Genomic DNA, 16,513 nt, shown 5'->3' on the forward strand with positions numbered 1-16,513 from the left:
TTGTACGTAGGACGAGGACGTGCGGCAGCCCCGATCGAAGTCTGAACCCTCGGGGGCCGGAGCCGTCCTCGTCAATGAAGAAGCGCGGGCTGCGCAGTGACGCTGCGGACTATCTGTGGGACAATGGCACCCGTGGTGTCGCCGGGCCGCGGACCACAGCTGATCGCCCGCGTATGTGAGGGGAGCGTGACCGATGGCGCTATTCGAATTTGAGGATGGGCGACTCATCCCTGCTCAATTCGGATACCCCGTTGCCCAGGGGGTAAGCCCTGAGATGACCAACGCGGTGTGCTCCCAGGTGCTTGAAATCGTGTCGCGTCCGCTCTTTCCGATCACGTGGAACGATGTTGCGCGTACTCGTGACTCCGGTTCTCAGGCCCCGCGTCTGACCGCGCTGGATGCCGCCGGTCAGGTTGTTTCCGTCGAGGTCGTTGCCCATCTTGACTCCGACATGCTCATTGCGTCGCTGTCACGCCTGGCGGAGGCAGCTTCCCTATCGTGGTCGGATCTTGCCCAGGAACACCCCGGGGGGATCGACGGGTTTAAGCGGGGATGGATTCAGTTCCGTGACGCCATGCCACCTTCAGCCGGTGCAGGTCCCCGACTGGTGATGGTTGTTGGCTCCATTGCCCCGGAAGTTCGGCCAGCACTGGATGTTCTCGCCACATCCGGCGTGGAAGTGCACGAAATGACTATTCGGCAGATGTCCAACGGCCGGATGTTCCTTGAAGTTCAGGAAGTGGGTCCACGCCTGTACGGGCATGCCCCGCAGGTCGTCCTCGGTGGGAGCGGGCAGCTGAGTGAAATCACTGCGGCGCGTGATTCCCGTGAGGACTCTCGCGTGTCGCAGCAGGAGGCTGCACCCGCACGGGAGCAGCGGCCCTCTCCAACGGATCCGGTAGTCGACCGCTTGGTGTCAACGGATCCCCTGCCGCATCAATTGACTCCGGTGCCCACTCCAGCTGAGCAAATGGCGTCGGCGCAGGCGGGATCTTCTTCGCCCTCGCGGGTAGGTCGTCGCCGAGTGTCCAGTGAGAGCACTGACCGAAATTCCTTCCCCAGCAGCGAGGCCTTCCCTCATGATCGAGGTGATCGAGCTGGTGGCTCAGCCCTCAATTCGGGTGGACATGGTTTAGGTGGGGTCAACGACGGTGGAGCCTCAGACGCTGCGGTCTCTTCGTCGGTCGATACCGCTGTGGGAGAATCGCCGCTGATTGCCGATGCTCGTGCAGCGGGTCTTCCCCTCCTCAACAGGGACGTTGAGGGACTGACCGTGCTGGCGCAACTTATCGGGGAAGACACTGCGCTTATCGCCCATTCCGACCTTCTGCTTCCTCAGGGTCTTGTCTTGTCGAAGTTCGGTAACCTTCGGGCCGGAGGGGCAAGTTACGCAAGTCCGGAAGATCTCTTCTCCGCCTACTCCGTTTCTGGGCAACCGTGGGAGCTTTTGCGATTGGCGGATCGTCAGGGGCCAACTCTTGCCGAATCCCTCGATGAAATCAACGTCGCGATCATCCGCGAATTTGAGAACGCTCCCGCACGCGGTGGGCGCAGAGGAAAACACTAACACCAAAAGGGGCGTGTCCAGTGAGCACAGCTTTCCCTGGGATATGCGGCGTGCCCCGTCGCGGAGGCGCTCTCAATCAGCGCGGCTTTGCCAGCGGGAGCGGTTATCCCCGCAGCTCCTCGTTCTTATTCTGCGGCGACAAAAGCTCCGCACCATCGGCGCATGAGCGAATAGACATCGGCGCGAACCCAGGGATCTGAGAGGAAGAGATCGTGTTTGCCTGGGAAATGAGCGACCGTCACCAAGGGACCGAGAGTTGCCGCCCGCTTCGCGATGACTTCCACGTCAAGAACAACGTCACAGGTGAAGACCTGTTCATCCCACTGCTCCCCGAAATACGATCCCGATGATGTCATCGACAGCACGGGACAGGAAATGTCCACGCCCTCGTTGACGACCTCGTGACCACGAAGAACCGCGTCCAACCAGGACACCTGTGCCGGATACGATCCGGGTCGTTTCCATTCGTGCGCATAATCCCACCCGGTGAAGGCCGGATCGTCCTCGTTCCCTGAAAATGACGGGGGAGTTGTCAGGCCGGAACCGGACCAGCCATCAACGAGAGAGCGGGCGTAGAAGTCGGGACCTGACCCCATCGGAACCGGCCACATCGGGCTGTAGTACGCGATTTGCCCGAGGACGGGCTGGATCGTTGACCGAAGATTCGCCAGTGTCTGCATTTCGAGCCATGCAGAATTGAGAATCAGACCACCGAGGGCCCCCGGATGGCGGTGAGCCCACAGGGTAGCAATGAGACCACCCGTTGAATGAGCGACGATCACCAGTGGGAGATCGCCCTGCTCAGACCGGATGATGTCAAGGGACTCACCGATTTCCTCGTCGTAGGTGTTGAGGTCGTCGGTGTAGCCGATCGTTTGCCACGGACGCAATGAACGCCCGTATTTGCGCAGGTCAAGGGCGTAGAAAGCCGCTCCTGAGTCCGCCATAGACCGGGCCAACTCGGTTTGGAAAAAATAGTCGTTGCGGCCGTGAATATACAGGGCGGCGAAGCGCGGGAATGAACGGGCCCGGGGAGTTGACGCAGGGTCGCGGTGGGGAAGGTAGCGAACCAAGGTGGCGACGTTGTCGCCTTCGGCATCGGGAAGAAGCTCGATCGTTCGAGACTCAAATGCCGCGCCAAGAATATCGTGTCGCCATTGATTGACGGGTGCGGGGCCAGCATCTCCCCAGGGGGCAAGGACATCAATGGGTTCACTCATGCACCAAGGATAGAGCGAATCTGCTCTTCCAAGCGCGGAAATACCCTTCTGATCTTCACGTACTCTCTCAGGTGCTTTCAGCGAGCAAAGACCGACGCACGCGAAGGGATGCGTTCAGTGAGGAACTCGTTGATAAAGCCCGTTGTCTGTCCGGATTCGATGAGGAACCCGTCGTGTCCATTCGCTGAATGGATCTCCCGGTAGTAAGCACCGTGAATGCCGTCGGCCATCTGCCACACCTGATCGGGGGAGAAAAGTCGATCCGAATCCACAGCGATCACGAGGGTGCGGGCCGTGACCAGGCGGAGAGCTTCCTGCTGTCCGCCGCGGTCGCGACCAATATCGTGAGAGAGCATCGACCGGCACAGCGTCACATAGGACCCGGCATCAAAGCGACGCACGAGCTTGTCTCCGTGATAGTCCAAATAGGATTCGACCGCTAAGCGTCCCCCGTGCAGTGGATCTTCTTGACGCTGGGGGAGACGACCAAAACGCTTGTTGAGTTCGCCGGGTGATCGGTAGGTGGTGTGCGCGATCTGGCGGGCGAGGGCGAGGCCGCTGGTGGGGCCCTGCGGTCCCTCGTAATAGTCACCACCATTCCAGTGGGGATCTAACTCAATGGCCCGGATCTGGGTGTGACACCACGCGGCCTGATCGGCGGTCGTTTGCGCGCCCGAGGCAACGACGATCAGGCGATCCACCCGCTCGGGATAGCTCACCGCCCACTCGATTGCGCGGTGTCCTCCCAGTGATGCGCCGATGACAACGGACCACGTGTCGACCCCCAGGAGGTCGGCCAGGCGCGCCTCGGCCCGGACCTGATCACGCGTCGAAACGAGGGGAAATCGTGATCCCCAGGGTTTCCCATCCGGTGCCTTCGAGGACGGTCCGGTTGACCCCTGACAGCCTCCCAGGACGTTGGCTGCGACGACGTAATAGCGGTCTGTGTCGATGGCGCAGCCCGGGCCGACAATGTCGGGCCACCATCCGGGCGTGGGTTGTCCGGGGGCCTCAGGGCCCACAACATGCGCATCACCGGTGAGGGCATGAAGCACGAGAACGGCATTCGACCGCGTCTCATTGAGTGCGCCCCAGGTTTCGTATGCCAGTCGCACCGAGGGCAGAACTGCGCCATTTTCAAGGCGCAGTGCGCCCAGGTCGGCGAAGCGTCGAAATGCGGCGGGGTCGTCCTCGTGCCATGCTCCGGAAATGGGAGCCGGAGGTAGCGTCTGGTGCGACATGACGTGTCCTCTCTGTGATCGGGCGTTTCGTTCGTCAGATCCGTTGACTCCAGGGCAGCGATCGTGCTGCGTCCCTGCGCTGTTAGTCGCCGTTGACGGCGGCGGCCGCAGCAGCGAAACCCAGCGTGAGGTCGGCAAGAATATCTGCGATATTCTCCAACCCGATGGACAGGCGCACTGTCGCGGGGTTGACTCCTGCGGCTTCTAGCTCACTGGGTGTGAGCTGCGAGTGCGTTGTCGACGCTGGGTGAATGACCAGAGACTTTGCATCACCGAGGTTTGCCAGGGTCGGGAGAAGTTCCAGGCCATCTGCGAAGGCTTTTCCGGCGGTGAAACCTCCGCGGATCGTGAAGGAAAGCAGACCGGAAGCCCCCAGTGGAGCATATTTCTGCTGAAGCGCATGGTAGGGAGAGGATTCCAGGCCCGCGTAGTTGACGGACTCCACCTGCGGATGCGCCTCAAGCCACTGTGCGACGGCGAGTGCGTTGTCAACGTGACGCTGAACCCGCAGGGACAGGGTTTCAAGGCCCTGTTCGATGAGGAAAGCGTTGAACGGGGAGGTCACCGCTCCCAGGTCTCGGTTAATGAGCGTTTGGATGCGCAGGAGGAACGCCAGGTTAGCCCCCAGTGCACCGCCGACACCGAAGTCCCGGCCGAAGACGATCCCGTGATAGGACTCATCGGGCTCATTAAAGAGGGGGAAACGCTCAGGTTGCGTTGTGTAGTCGAAGTTCCCGGAGTCCACGATGGCCCCGGCGATCGTTGTGCCATGTCCGCCCAGATACTTTGTTGCGGAATGAACAACAATGTCGGCTCCCCATTCGATCGGGCGCACAAGGTAGGGGGTGGCGACGGTGTTATCGACAATCAGCGGAACTCCGATCTCGTGGGCGGCAGCGGCGATGGGTTCGATGTCGAGGATGTCGCCCTTGGGATTGGGGATTGTTTCGCCGTAGAAGGCAACGGTTTTGTCGTCAGCCAGAGCGCGCCACTCATCGACATTCAGCGGGTCACTAACGAATCGCGTCTCGATGCCGAGGCGTCCCAGCGTGTTCTTCAGCAGTGTGACGGAGCCGCCGTAGAGGGAGGGAGAGGCAACGATGTTGTTGCCGGCTTGGGCAAGTGCAAGGATCGCCAGTGCGGTTGCCGACTGTCCCGAGGAGACGAGCAGTCCTCCCACGCCATTTTCGAGGGCGGCGATACGTCCCGCAACCGCATCAGTTGTTGGGTTTGTCAGGCGCGTGTAAATCGGTCCGAGTTCCTGGAGGCTGAATCGTCCGGCTGCCTGCGCTGAGTCGGCGAATGCGTATGAGGAGGTCTGGTAGATCGGGAGTGCGGTTGCCCCCGTCGAGGGGTCGCGATCCCAGGCGGCGTGAATCTGCTTGGTCTCAAATGCCCAATTGGCCGAGTTCGTGCTGGTCATGATGTGCTCCTTGGCTGAAAGTTGAATAGGGGTGTTCTTCAGGGGGAGCGAGGACGTCGACGAGGACGAGCCGGTTTCGTGCTACTTGTGCAACATGACGGATCGGTGTCGATGGGATCCGGTGGCGTGCATGGGGCCGTGGCCTCACAGGACGCATGGGTGCCGACGCGCAGTGCGCTTCGTAGTCGAGCGTTCTCGCTTCAACGACTGCACGGTGCGCTCGTTGGCGCGGCTGTCGTGCAGTCGCTAGGGCATTCGACGGATCATCATGCGATCACGATATGGCGTTCGTGGAGATAGTTTGGGGAGTGTTCACGATGTGAGGTTGTGTAACACGTCTGGGGGGGGGTACTGGAGGCAGCGCCGGTGGCGATCTCTTGTCTCGCCGCAGAGATTCAGCGCGCGTCTGCCACCACAGACAACACTGATGTGTCGCGCGTCAACTAGCGCAGCCACCACCGATTGTTACTGCTGTGACAGATGTGAAAATAGGGATTAATGGGATTTTTGTGGATACTGTTGCTTTTTGTGGTGAAAGTGAACTAGTCTCTCAGATGGTGCGCTAGCGATTGCAGGCGCAGGTAGATATGTAGTCGACGACGGGTTAAGCAGTGATCTTTGGAAAGCACAAGCGCTCACAGCGCAAGGCACGACTCACCCTGATTTCGATGGGTGCGATCCTCGCACTGAGTATTCCCAGCCTTGCGCAGGCTGCTCCATCACCGGAGGACATTGCGCGCGCCAAGGCAGAGGAAGAGGCAGCGAAACTGTCCGTCGCCCAAATTGAGGTCAAGCTCGCGGCTGTCACCTCCGACGCTGAAACCGCGCGGCGCGACGCGCAGGTTGCCGCTGAAAAGCTGAACCAGTCAAAAATTGAGCTGGAAAACGCAACCAAGACCGCCGAGCAAGCGCAGAAGGATGCCGACAAAGCTCAGGCGGACTTCGAGGAAGGCAAACGAGAAATCGCCTCCGTTGCCCAGGCTGCCTATCGCGACGGAACGTCCTCGCTCGACTCCCTCGCCCCCTATCTTGACGCCGACGGACTGCGCACCGTTGAGACGAAGCGCGCATCCATCGACAACTTCTCCAACTCCGCGGACACGAAGATGCAGCGTGTTGCCGCTTTGGAGAAGGTTGCTGACGTCATGAAGTCAGCGGCCGATGAAGCTCTCCAAGCCCAGCGCAAAGCAACGGATGAGGTGCAGAAGCGATCCGATGCCGCCGAATCGAGCGCACAGTCTGCCCTCGACTTGCAAAAGACCACGGAAATCCAAAAGCAGGCGTATATCGAAGAGCTTGCTCGGAAACAAAACACAACGACAGACCTCATTAAACAACGCGAAGCCCAGCTTGCGGCTGAACGTGCAGCCGCAGCTGAAGCAGCAGCAAAGGCCGCCGCAGAAGCCGCAGCTGCACGCGAGAGACAGCGTCAGCAAGCCGCTGCCGCCCAGCCTGTCAATCCGTGGACTCCAGCTCCGGCCCCGGCGCCAGCCCCCGCCCCGGCTCCTTCGTGGCCCGCTGCGGGAAGTGGAGGCGCGGGCGGTGCCGTTGCTGCCGCCAAGTCATTCCTCGGCGTTCCCTACGTGTGGGGTGGAGAGTCTTATTCGGGTGTTGACTGCTCGGGTCTGACCATGCTTGCGTGGCGATCGGCAGGTGTCAACCTCCCTCACTTCGCCGCCTCGCAGTACAACTACGGAACAAAGGTGCCGATTTCAGCCATGCAGCCCGGTGACCTGATCTTCTGGTCGTCGAATGGCACGCAGTCTGCGATCTACCACGTCGCGATGTACCTCGGTGGTGGCCAGATGATTGAAGCTCCAACCTTTGGTATGACGGTGCACATCACCTCCGTGTACAGCTGGGGATTGATCATGCCCTACGCCGTTCGCCTCTGATCCTTCGGGCGTGCGAAAAGACCGGGTCCTTCGAGACACAGATATCCCTTCGGTGTCAACGGGCAGATCATGCGTGGTGGAGATGCGGCGTACGGGAAACGTCAGGAACATCTGACAGACATCACCGCCGCGGTCAGTGTGGACACTCCCTGTGCCTCGCTCATCATCGTTGCTGATCAATGGGGAATCCGACAGATTCGGCCGCGCTCGTCCTCGTCCCCCGTGGCACGTCCAGATCACGTGATAGCTGGTGACACAGAATCCCGGACGAGGGGCGACATAGCCGAGGACGTCGCCGATGCACACGTGCTCAGCCTGGGCGAGAGCACCGGGGACGGACGCGCAAACCCCGCGTGCATCAAAGCGCTGAGGCTTGCCGAACGGGCACGACGCGAACTTATCGAATACGTCGAGGGTCAGCGCCGAGAGTTCACTCTCCCACTCAGGCCCGAGGGCACAGCTTTTCAACGGCGAGTCTGGGAAGCGGTGGCCTCAATTCCCTACGGACAGGCGCGCACATACGGCGACATTGCGCGGATGATTGGCAATCCCCGGGCGGCGCGTGCAGTTGGCGGGGCAAATAATGCCAATCCGATTCTCATTGTCACGCCCTGTCACCGGGTTGTTGGCGCCCGAGGCGCACTTGTGGGGTACGCCGGAGGCCTGGAGATGAAACAGTGGCTCCTCGACATGGAGTCTGGGAGCCACTGTTCAGACCGGTAACGACCAGCGTGGGGAGCGAGCCGCTCCTCAGTGATCGCCGTGAGCTTCGGCCTGCGCAAGCCGCTCGTAGGACCGGCGAATCTCGGCTTCGGCTTCCTCGCGGCCCACCCAGTGAGCGCCCTCAACGGACTTGCCGGGCTCAAGGTCCTTATACACCTCGAAGAAGTGCTGAATTTCAAGGCGGTGGAACTCTGAGACATCCTCAATCTCAGTGCGCCACGATGCGCGCTGATCGGAAGCAGGAACACACAGGACCTTGTCATCGCCGCCTTTCTCATCGCGCATGCGGAACATGCCGAGCGCGCGGCAGCGGATCACGCAGCCGGGGAACGTTGGTTCCTCAAGGAGGACGAGGGCGTCGAGTGGGTCGCCGTCCTCGCCAAGCGTATCGTCAATGAAACCGTAGTCATCGGGATACCGCGTCGCCGTGAAGAGCATGCGGTCAAGACGGATCCGCCCCGTTTCGTGGTCGATTTCGTACTTATTTCGGTTTCCCTTCGGGATCTCGATGGTGACGTCAAACTCCACGTTGCCCTCCTTGATTATGCGCCGCATGAGACGGGTGTCGACTGGTCGTCATTACGCTATCGTCGATAGGGTAGTTTCCTAGCACGAACATGCGAGGAGAGGAACCCGATGCGGCAACAGCCTCTGGGTGTGATTGTAAGCGCTTTAGCGGTCGCTCTTGTGCTCGTTGGCTGCCACGGCGCAGATGTTCGCCGCCCAGAAGGTGCTCCGAGCACAATCTCACGGGACGTAGACCCCCGTGGACCTGCAACGATCCTCCCCCAGTCGGGAGCAGCAATTCCCGCTATTAAGGGGAACGAGAACGGGGCCGCGGTCTCCCCTCAAGCCGTTGCTGCCCTGTGGTCGCCCGTCCAGAACGCCGCTGATCAGGGTCACTGGGTGACATGGGGATCAGTGATCGACGCTTCCACGGGCGATGTGCTCTTAGACAGGTCCGCTCAAACGGCGCACGCACCGGGGTCAGTAGCGAAGGTCCTCACAGCCTTTACCGCTCTGTCTCATCTGCGGGCATCAGATCGCCTGACAACGGGGGTTAAACAGGAGGGCACGTCCCTTTACCTGTGGGGCGAGGGAGATCTCATGCTGGCTGCGGGAGCGGGAACACGGACCGCGGTCAACGGACACGCGGGCGTTGCCGATCTTGCGCAGGCCACCGCTGCGGCTCTGAAGAAACAGGGGATCGACGCGGTGACCGTCAACTGGCAGGAGAATCCTTTCGCCGGCCCCTCCAGACTCCCCGCGCTGGTTGAACAGGAAGTTGCCGATTACGAGGGACCCGTTGCGGCGATGGGAATGAACTCGGGGGCGTTGGACGCTACATTTATCGGCTTTACAGCAACCCCGGAAGCAGACGTTGCCGACGTGTTTGTTCGTGCCCTGGAAGAGGGCGGGGTGAAGGCGCAGCTGGGTCAAAGCGCAGATGCTCCCGAGGGGGCCAGTTCCATTGCTTCGGTGGAGTCGGCGACGATGGGACAGCAAATTCGGTGGATGCTTCACTATTCCGATAACACGCTGGCTGACCAGTACTGCCGTTTAGCTGCTCGCGCCGCGGGGGGAGACACCTCATTCGAGGGGGCGACCGGCCTTGTTCGCTCAACATTGATGTCCGCTGCGGTGCCAATCGAGGGGCTTCGGCTTGACGACTGCTCGGGTCTCTCAGAAGACAATAGGATCACGGCGGCGACCCTCGTTAATGCGCTGAGGACGGCGGCGCTGAGTACGGCCGATACTGACGACGCGGATGCAGACGACTCGGATGCAGACGACGCGGGCCTGGCATCACATCGGCGCGTGGGAACCTCCGACCTGATCCGTGACTTGCCGTGGTCGGGACTTCAAGGGACCATGACGAAGCGCATGCTTCCCGAGGGAATCGCGAATGTTCAAGCAAAAACGGGGTCACTGGCGGCAACGTCAACGCTGGCAGGAACGGTTACCACCAGTTCGGGTCGCACGCTGATCTTCGCGATCGGCAATGACCAGGTGCCCGACGACGGTGCGTATTTCACCCGCGATGTGCTTGACTCATTTATTCAGGGATTGGCAAAGCTATGAGAACCTACGACATGTACCGTGCGCTGACACCGGCGGGGCCAAAAGTTGCCCCGTACCACGCTCAGGCAATCGTCTCCCGGTTGAGAGAGAGCCTGCACTGGGCCAACCGTCGGCTGGCGCAGATTTCGGGTTTCGAGGACGAGGCGGCGGCTGTCACCTCACGGCCCACGCGAATTGCCAACCGGCACGGTGCATTAGCTGTGACGTATCGACTTCTCGCTGAGGCTGTGTCTCGGGCGGACGTGGCCGCTGCGTCCATCGGCCAGCGGATACGACGAGAAACCACTCACGCTCGCGCTGCGAGTCTCGTGGCCAATGCCGCCTGTGGACTCTGGGACTTCCAGCGTGACGAACGCATCCTCATTGCCCCGAATGTCCTCGTTGACGCGGAGAGATTCGCTCTGGATCAAAAAGACTGGTGCCGGTGGGTGGCCCTGCGCACGGGGCTGCGGGGCGTGTACTTTGAGCGAGCACCCTTCCTTCCAGGAGTCCTCGCCTCGGGCGCATTGAACTCTCAACCGGAGGAAGATGATTCCCTCGATGCTCTCACCGTTACTGACACAGCTCTGCTCGTTGACATCCTTGACGTGCTGCCAACGCTTCAGATGACGTGCCTGAGTCCTCGTGATCTCCCGTCGGTGCATTGGATCTTGTCGCACCGGCTGTACGGAGTGGGCCCAGCCTGTGTCCGGCTATTTGCTCCAGCGACGCAGACCAGCCAAACGGACCCCTCTCTGACGCTGCGTGCGCAGCGCTTCGCGCAGTTCCTCGTTGATCAGCACGCGGTTGCTGACTTCTTTGCTTCCCCTCAGGCACTGCCGCGAGCCCGAGAGGTGGAGGATCCTCTCAGGTGGCTTGACCGTGTCAGAGGGTAGTCGGGGTAACCAGTGGCGAACTGACGATGCCGCCGCGTCTGAGAGCCACCGAGACCGCGCACATCCGAAAGCAATGAGCACAGGATCTGTTAAGGACGTACCGGGTGTTGGTCCCCTGACCGAAGCGAGCCGACTCATTGGCGCACAGCCGACAGGGGCGGTTGCCCGGATCACCCAGGCCGTTCGACGCACACTGCGTTCGCTCACCGACCACACCCGCGATGGTGAGAATCCGGGAGGTCTGATCGTTGGACTTTCCGGTGGTGCAGACTCGCTTGCGCTCGCGGTTGCAACCATTGACTGCGGAGTCCGAATGGGATTTGTCGTCCACACGGTGACTGTTGACCACGGGGTGCGTCCAGAATCGGGAAGAGAAGCTCAGGAAGTTGCGCAGCTGGCAACCCGTCTGGGGGCTATTGCTCACGTGGAACGCGTGACGCTTGCCCGCGGTGGTGGTCCCGAAGGGGGAGCACGCCAGGCGCGACGATCCGTACTCGTTCGTTCTGCCGGGAATCCCCCGATGCCTGTGATGCTGGGACATACGCTCGATGATCAGGCGGAAACCGTCTTGCTTCGCCTTGCGCGAGGGTCAGGTGTGGGATCTCTGCGAGCCATTGCTCCCGATGTTGTTGATGATCAGGGGGTTCGGTGGCTGAGGCCCCTTTTGGGAATCCGCCGCTCAGATACCCGCCAATTCCTCGTTGATCTTGGCCTGACCTGGTGGGATGATCCAACGAATGATCCTCATGGCCCCTGGGTGGCAGCGGATGGAACTCCGCTGCGGCGGGCAGCGCTTCGGGCCAGTGCTCTGCCTGTCCTGGCCACAAGTCTGGGTGTTGATCCCGCTCCCGCCCTCGCGCGGACGGCGCAATTGGCCGCAGATGACGACGATGCGCTCACCCAGTGGGCAGACCGTGCCTGGCAGGGCGCCTCGGGTGACCTAGCGGAGCAGCTGCGTCAGGTCGAGGAATCCGACGAGGGCGGCTTAGCCACGTGGGATGCGTCTGCACTCAACGTTGCCGCGCTTGATGATCTCCCGGTAGCTGTCCTGCGGCGTGTCCTTGGACGCTTTGTGCGCGAGCACGGAGCACGAGGAGGTGACCTGAACGCCCGCCACCACGATGAGCTGGCGAGCCTTGTCACCCGGTGGCGCGGTCAAGGACCTCTGTCCCTTCCGGGAACCCGGGTTGGTCGGATCCGAGATGAACAAGGGCGAGCGTGGATCGTTGCGATGAATGATGAACATGTGGGCCGCTGCAACGATCGTGAACACTGACCATCTTTGCTCGATGAGCTTCGCTGAAAGAGAAGTATGTCGCTCACGTCGCTAAGAGCGGTCCATTTGTGGCACGCTTGTTGAGTGAAGGTCTGTTGGCCACTCTAAGCGCCGACAGCTGTAACTCTTAGTGAAAAGGGGAGTCGCGTGGACGCCACCGACATGGGTTCAGATCTCAAAGAAGTTCTGATCAGCGCTGAGGACATGGACCGGCGTCTTGAGGAACTCGCCGCGGAGATTGATCGCGACTACGCGGGCAAAGAGATCCTGCTTGTCGGTGTCCTGCGCGGAGCCGTCATGGTTATGGCTGATCTGTCTCGCAAGCTCCACAGCCCACTTCAGATGGACTGGATGGCCGTGTCCTCCTACGGGTCGGGAACAAAGTCTTCCGGTGTTGTCCGCATCCTCAAAGACCTCGATCAGGACGTCAACGGGCGTCACGTCCTCATTGTTGAAGACATCATTGACTCCGGTCTCACCCTGTCGTGGCTTCAGAAGAACCTCCTGACGCGCGGAGCTGCATCCGTGGAGATTGCCACCGCGATGCGTAAGCCGCGAGCGGCAAAGGTCGATGTAGATGTGGCCTATGTTGGCTTTGAGATTCCCGACGAATTCGTTGTCGGATACGGGCTTGACTACGCTGAAAAGTACCGGCACCTGCCTTTCGTTGGCACCCTTGCCCCGCACGTCTATCAGTGATCGTCGGTTGGTCAGTGACCTGGGACGCCAAGCAGAAGAGAAAAGACATCCGTGGCTGAAGTAACGAAGAAGAATCGCATTAACTGGGCGTGGATCATCATCCCGCTTGTCGTGCTCATGGTGGGAGGATGGTTCGTCTGGCAGACCTTTCAGCCGCGAGCCGTTGACACTTCCGAGGGCGTGGAAATCCTCAAGAGTTCCACCGTTGAACGAGTGGTGCTCAACGAGGGGACCCAGCAGGTCAACCTCACGTTGAAGGAAGACTACACGCACAAGTCCACTGGCCTGGGGGACCGTGATCGTAACCTCGGCAAGTCCGTGTACTTCACCTACTCGAATGTCCAGACCAAGGATATTCTTCAGGCGGTCGAGAAGCTCGACCCGTCAAAGGGATGGAACGCAATCTATCCGCAGTCATCCATGCTGTCGTGGATCATCCAGATGCTCTTGCCCCTGGTGCTGCTCTTCGTGCTTTTCTGGTTCGTTATGGGGCGGATGACCGGGTCGCGGATGATGGGGGCCTTCGGTCAGTCCAAAGCAAAGGAATTTAACCAGGAACGTCCCGAAGTTACTTTCGCTGACGTTGCGGGCGAGGACGAGGCCGTTGAGGAACTCGAAGAAATCCGTGAATTCCTTGCCTCGCCTGAACGCTTCCACAAGGTTGGAGCGCGGATTCCCCGCGGTGTTCTCCTCTACGGTCCTCCCGGAACCGGTAAGACGCTGCTTGCGAAAGCTGTTGCCGGTGAAGCACACGCCCCATTCTTTTCGATCTCCGGATCGGAGTTCATGGAACTCTACGTCGGCGTTGGTGCTTCACGCGTTCGTGACCTCTTTGAGCGCGCAAAGAAGAATTCCCCCGCAATTATTTTCGTCGACGAAATTGACGCGGTCGGTCGTCACCGCGGATCGGGAATCGGCGGCGGTAACGATGAACGCGAGCAAACACTCAACCAGCTGCTCGTTGAAATGGACGGTTTCGACGAACGCGCAAACGTCATCCTTATTGCTGCGACAAACCGCCCGGACATCCTTGACCCCGCTTTGTTGCGTCCGGGGCGTTTTGACCGGCAGATTGCCGTGGAAGCCCCAGACCTCAAGGGTCGCGAAGCGATCCTCAAAGTCCATGCTGCGGGTAAGCCACTGACCGAGGACGTCGACCTGCGTCAGATCGCCAAACGAACCCCCGGTTTCACCGGCGCAGACCTGGCGAATGTTCTCAACGAGGCGGCCCTTCTCACTGCCCGATCCAACGCCGACCTCATTGATGATCGTGCGATCGACGAGGCTATCGACCGTGTGATCGCCGGTCCGCAAAAGCGCACGCGCGTGATGAATGATCACGACAAAGCCGTTACCGCGTACCACGAAGGCGGACATGCCCTGGCTGCCGCAGCGCTGCGGTACACGGATCCGGTGACGAAAGTGACGATTCTCCCACGTGGACGCGCACTGGGGTACACGATGGTCATGCCCACCGAGGATCGTTTCAACAAGACACGCAACCAGCTCCTTGATGATCTGGTCTACTCAATGGGTGGACGCGTTGCCGAGGAACTGGTGTTTAGGGATCCGTCAACAGGCCCGGCCAACGACATTCAACAGGCCACAAAGACCGCCCGAGCAATGGTCACGGACTACGGAATGTCTGAGCGCGTCGGCCTCGTGAAGCTAGGATCTACTGACACCGAGGCTTTCGGACACGGTTCAGGTCGACCCAACGAGCGAGTCCTCTCCGACGAAATGGCGTCGATCATTGATGACGAAGTTCGTATTCTTCTCGATAACGCGATGCGTGAAGCATGGGAAATTCTCACCCGTAACCGCGACATCCTCGACGAACTGGCCTCGCGTCTTCTTGAGGAGGAAACCCTCGACGAGAAACAGTTGGCTCAGATCTTCGCCAAGGTCCGCAAGCAGGATGAGCGTCCCGTGTGGAACTACGGTGCCGACGCTGCCGTGCCCGGAGCCCTCATGGGTAACCCGGTGCTCGGTGGAAAACCGGAACCTCAGGAGCCGGAGGCCATTGATGAGTCTCACTGACCGCGCCTACGATGCGGCAGGAGTTGAACAGGCTTCACGCGACCTCCTCGTTGCCGTGGGTGAGGATCCCACCCGAGAGGGACTGGCCGACACCCCGTCTCGAATGGCCCGTGCGTGGAGTGAAATCCTCAGCGGAATGACTGAGGATCCCCGCGAGCATTTACGCACCCAGTTCCATGCGGGAACCGACGAATTGGTCCTCGTTCGAGACATCACCTTCTACTCCGTGTGCGAACACCACCTCCTGCCTTTCTACGGCCGCGCACACGTGGGCTACATCCCCCGAGGCGGCGTTGTCACCGGACTGTCGAAGCTCGCACGAGTCGTTGAGGGATATGCGAAGCGCCCCCAGGTTCAAGAGCGGCTCACCGCGCAGGTGGCGGACGCGATCAACGAGGTTCTCCATCCCCAGGGCGTCATCGTTGTTATCGAGGCCGAGCACATGTGTATGTCGATGCGCGGCGTCACTAAACCCGGGTCGTCCACGGTGACATCGGCGCTCCGCGGCATCATGAATGATGGTGCGACCAGGTCTGAAATCATGGCGCTCGTCTTAGGTGGTCAGCGGTAAATGCGTGAGAATTCAGCCTCGTCCTCGTTCCCAGATACAGGGGAGTTCGCCGCTGAGGTGAGGGGATCGGCGCTTGGGGGGAACGTCAACATTCCTTCCCCGAGTCTTCCCGGCGCCTGGGAACTTCCCACGGGACGCACCCTCGTCATGGGGATCCTCAACGTCACCCCGGATTCTTTTTCCGATGGTGGCCGGTGGAACGCCCCGGAGCTGGCACTTGCTCATGCGGAGGATCTCCTCGCGCAGGGTGCGCACATCATCGACGTCGGAGGGGAATCCACCAGGCCCGGATCGCAGCGCATTACCGAGGACGAGGAATGGCAACGAATCGGCCGAGTCGTTGAAACACTGGCGTCACGCGGTGTCGTTGTCTCCGTCGATACGATTCATGCGCTCACGGCCAGGCGCGCTGCCGATGCCGGCGCAGCAATCATTAATGACGTGTCGGGAGGACTGTGGGATCCGCAGATGAACGCGGTGATCGCTCAGACGGGTGCCGCCTACGTCATCCAGCATTTTCGTGCGCTTCCCGGTCCCAACGAATCCCACGACTACGGTAACGACACGGTCACGACGGTCTTGCGTGAACTTCACGCCCAGGTTGAAGCGGCTCGTGAAAGCGGTGTTCGCCCAGGTCAGATCATTGTCGATCCGGGACTGGGTTTCTCTAAGACCTCCGAACAGTCGTGGGAACTTGTGGATTCGTTCGGAACTCTGCGCGGGCTCGGGTACCCTGTGCTCATTGGGGCTTCGCGTAAACGTTTCGTCGCCTCGACGGGACGTGACCCAGACGCGGTGACAGCTGAGATTTCTGCCCGTTGCGCGCGGGAAGGAATATGGGCCGTTCGCGTTCACGACGTGGGCCTTAACGTCCGCACAATTGATGCCAATGAGGAGTGAG

At 60.6% G+C, this 16,513-nt stretch carries 15 protein-coding genes; 11 read left to right on the top strand and 4 right to left on the bottom strand.

The window, feature by feature from the left end:
- Positions 1 to 193: 193 nt before the first annotated feature.
- Entirely contained in the window at positions 194 to 1,567 is a 1,374-nt protein-coding gene (locus tag G7Y41_RS01400; protein ID WP_165316143.1) for a hypothetical protein, read from the top strand.
- A 125-nt stretch (positions 1,568 to 1,692) separates the two neighbouring features.
- Here G7Y41_RS01400 and G7Y41_RS01405 read toward each other — a convergent pair whose 3' ends face one another.
- The 3 genes from G7Y41_RS01405 to G7Y41_RS01415 all read right to left on the bottom strand — a co-directional run bounded on the left by G7Y41_RS01405 (position 1,693) and on the right by G7Y41_RS01415 (position 5,451).
- A complete protein-coding gene (locus G7Y41_RS01405; RefSeq protein WP_165316144.1) occupies positions 1,693 to 2,787 on the bottom strand; it encodes an alpha/beta hydrolase in 1,095 nt (364 codons plus the stop codon).
- A gap of 77 nt (positions 2,788 to 2,864) precedes the next feature.
- Positions 2,865 to 4,028, bottom strand: coding sequence for a homoserine O-acetyltransferase MetX (metX, locus tag G7Y41_RS01410; RefSeq protein ID WP_165316145.1), 1,164 nt, complete (start codon positions 4,026 to 4,028; stop codon positions 2,865 to 2,867).
- Between the two features lie 82 nt (positions 4,029 to 4,110).
- Entirely contained in the window at positions 4,111 to 5,451 is a 1,341-nt protein-coding gene (locus G7Y41_RS01415; RefSeq protein WP_165316146.1) for an O-acetylhomoserine aminocarboxypropyltransferase/cysteine synthase family protein, read from the bottom strand.
- 78 nt (positions 5,452 to 5,529) lie between these two features.
- Here G7Y41_RS01415 and G7Y41_RS01420 point away from each other — a divergent pair, with 78 nt between their 5' ends.
- The 3 genes from G7Y41_RS01420 (at position 5,530) to G7Y41_RS10150 (ending at position 8,069) form a co-directional block, all read left to right on the top strand.
- Positions 5,530 to 5,751 (top strand): hypothetical protein, encoded by a 222-nt coding sequence (locus G7Y41_RS01420; RefSeq protein WP_196819528.1) that lies wholly within the window; start codon positions 5,530 to 5,532, stop codon positions 5,749 to 5,751.
- 368 nt (positions 5,752 to 6,119) lie between these two features.
- Entirely contained in the window at positions 6,120 to 7,346 is a 1,227-nt protein-coding gene (locus tag G7Y41_RS01425) for a C40 family peptidase (RefSeq protein ID WP_165217887.1), read from the top strand.
- A 69-nt stretch (positions 7,347 to 7,415) separates the two neighbouring features.
- Positions 7,416 to 8,069 (top strand): methylated-DNA--[protein]-cysteine S-methyltransferase, encoded by a 654-nt coding sequence (locus G7Y41_RS10150; protein ID WP_165316147.1) that lies wholly within the window; start codon positions 7,416 to 7,418, stop codon positions 8,067 to 8,069.
- 27 nt (positions 8,070 to 8,096) lie between these two features.
- Here G7Y41_RS10150 and G7Y41_RS01435 read toward each other — a convergent pair whose 3' ends face one another.
- Positions 8,097 to 8,597 (bottom strand): inorganic diphosphatase, encoded by a 501-nt coding sequence (locus G7Y41_RS01435; RefSeq protein ID WP_165217382.1) that lies wholly within the window; start codon positions 8,595 to 8,597, stop codon positions 8,097 to 8,099.
- A 108-nt stretch (positions 8,598 to 8,705) separates the two neighbouring features.
- On the opposite strand from G7Y41_RS01435, the gene G7Y41_RS01440 reads away from it, so the two are divergent.
- The 7 genes from G7Y41_RS01440 (at position 8,706) to folP (ending at position 16,512) form a co-directional block, all read left to right on the top strand.
- Entirely contained in the window at positions 8,706 to 10,151 is a 1,446-nt protein-coding gene (locus G7Y41_RS01440) for a D-alanyl-D-alanine carboxypeptidase (RefSeq protein ID WP_165316148.1), read from the top strand.
- Complete coding sequence (locus tag G7Y41_RS01445) at positions 10,148 to 11,026, top strand: zinc-dependent metalloprotease (protein ID WP_165316149.1); 879 nt, start codon at positions 10,148 to 10,150, stop codon at positions 11,024 to 11,026. The genes G7Y41_RS01440 and G7Y41_RS01445 overlap by 4 nt, the downstream gene beginning before the upstream one ends.
- Positions 11,027 to 11,099: 73 nt before the next feature.
- Positions 11,100 to 12,302: a tRNA lysidine(34) synthetase TilS gene (gene tilS, locus G7Y41_RS01450; protein ID WP_165316150.1), complete on the top strand. Its 1,203-nt coding sequence runs from the start codon at positions 11,100 to 11,102 to the stop codon at positions 12,300 to 12,302.
- Between the two features lie 147 nt (positions 12,303 to 12,449).
- Entirely contained in the window at positions 12,450 to 13,001 is a 552-nt protein-coding gene (gene hpt / locus G7Y41_RS01455; RefSeq protein WP_165217390.1) for a hypoxanthine phosphoribosyltransferase, read from the top strand.
- 51 nt (positions 13,002 to 13,052) lie between these two features.
- The gene (ftsH, locus tag G7Y41_RS01460) at positions 13,053 to 15,041 is read left to right on the top strand and encodes an ATP-dependent zinc metalloprotease FtsH (protein ID WP_165316151.1); all 1,989 of its coding nucleotides are present in this window, start codon (positions 13,053 to 13,055) and stop codon (positions 15,039 to 15,041) included.
- Positions 15,028 to 15,612 carry a GTP cyclohydrolase I FolE gene (gene folE / locus G7Y41_RS01465; RefSeq protein WP_165316152.1) on the top strand — a complete coding sequence of 195 codons (585 nt, stop codon included), beginning with the start codon at positions 15,028 to 15,030 and terminating at the stop codon, positions 15,610 to 15,612. Before ftsH ends, folE begins: the two co-directional genes overlap by 14 nt.
- A gap of 147 nt (positions 15,613 to 15,759) precedes the next feature.
- Positions 15,760 to 16,512: a dihydropteroate synthase gene (folP, locus tag G7Y41_RS01470; RefSeq protein WP_165316166.1), complete on the top strand. Its 753-nt coding sequence runs from the start codon at positions 15,760 to 15,762 to the stop codon at positions 16,510 to 16,512.
- Position 16,513 lies beyond the last annotated feature (1 nt).

It is taken from the genome of Schaalia sp. ZJ405, assembly GCF_011038885.2.
Lineage (GTDB): Bacteria > Actinomycetota > Actinomycetes > Actinomycetales > Actinomycetaceae > Pauljensenia.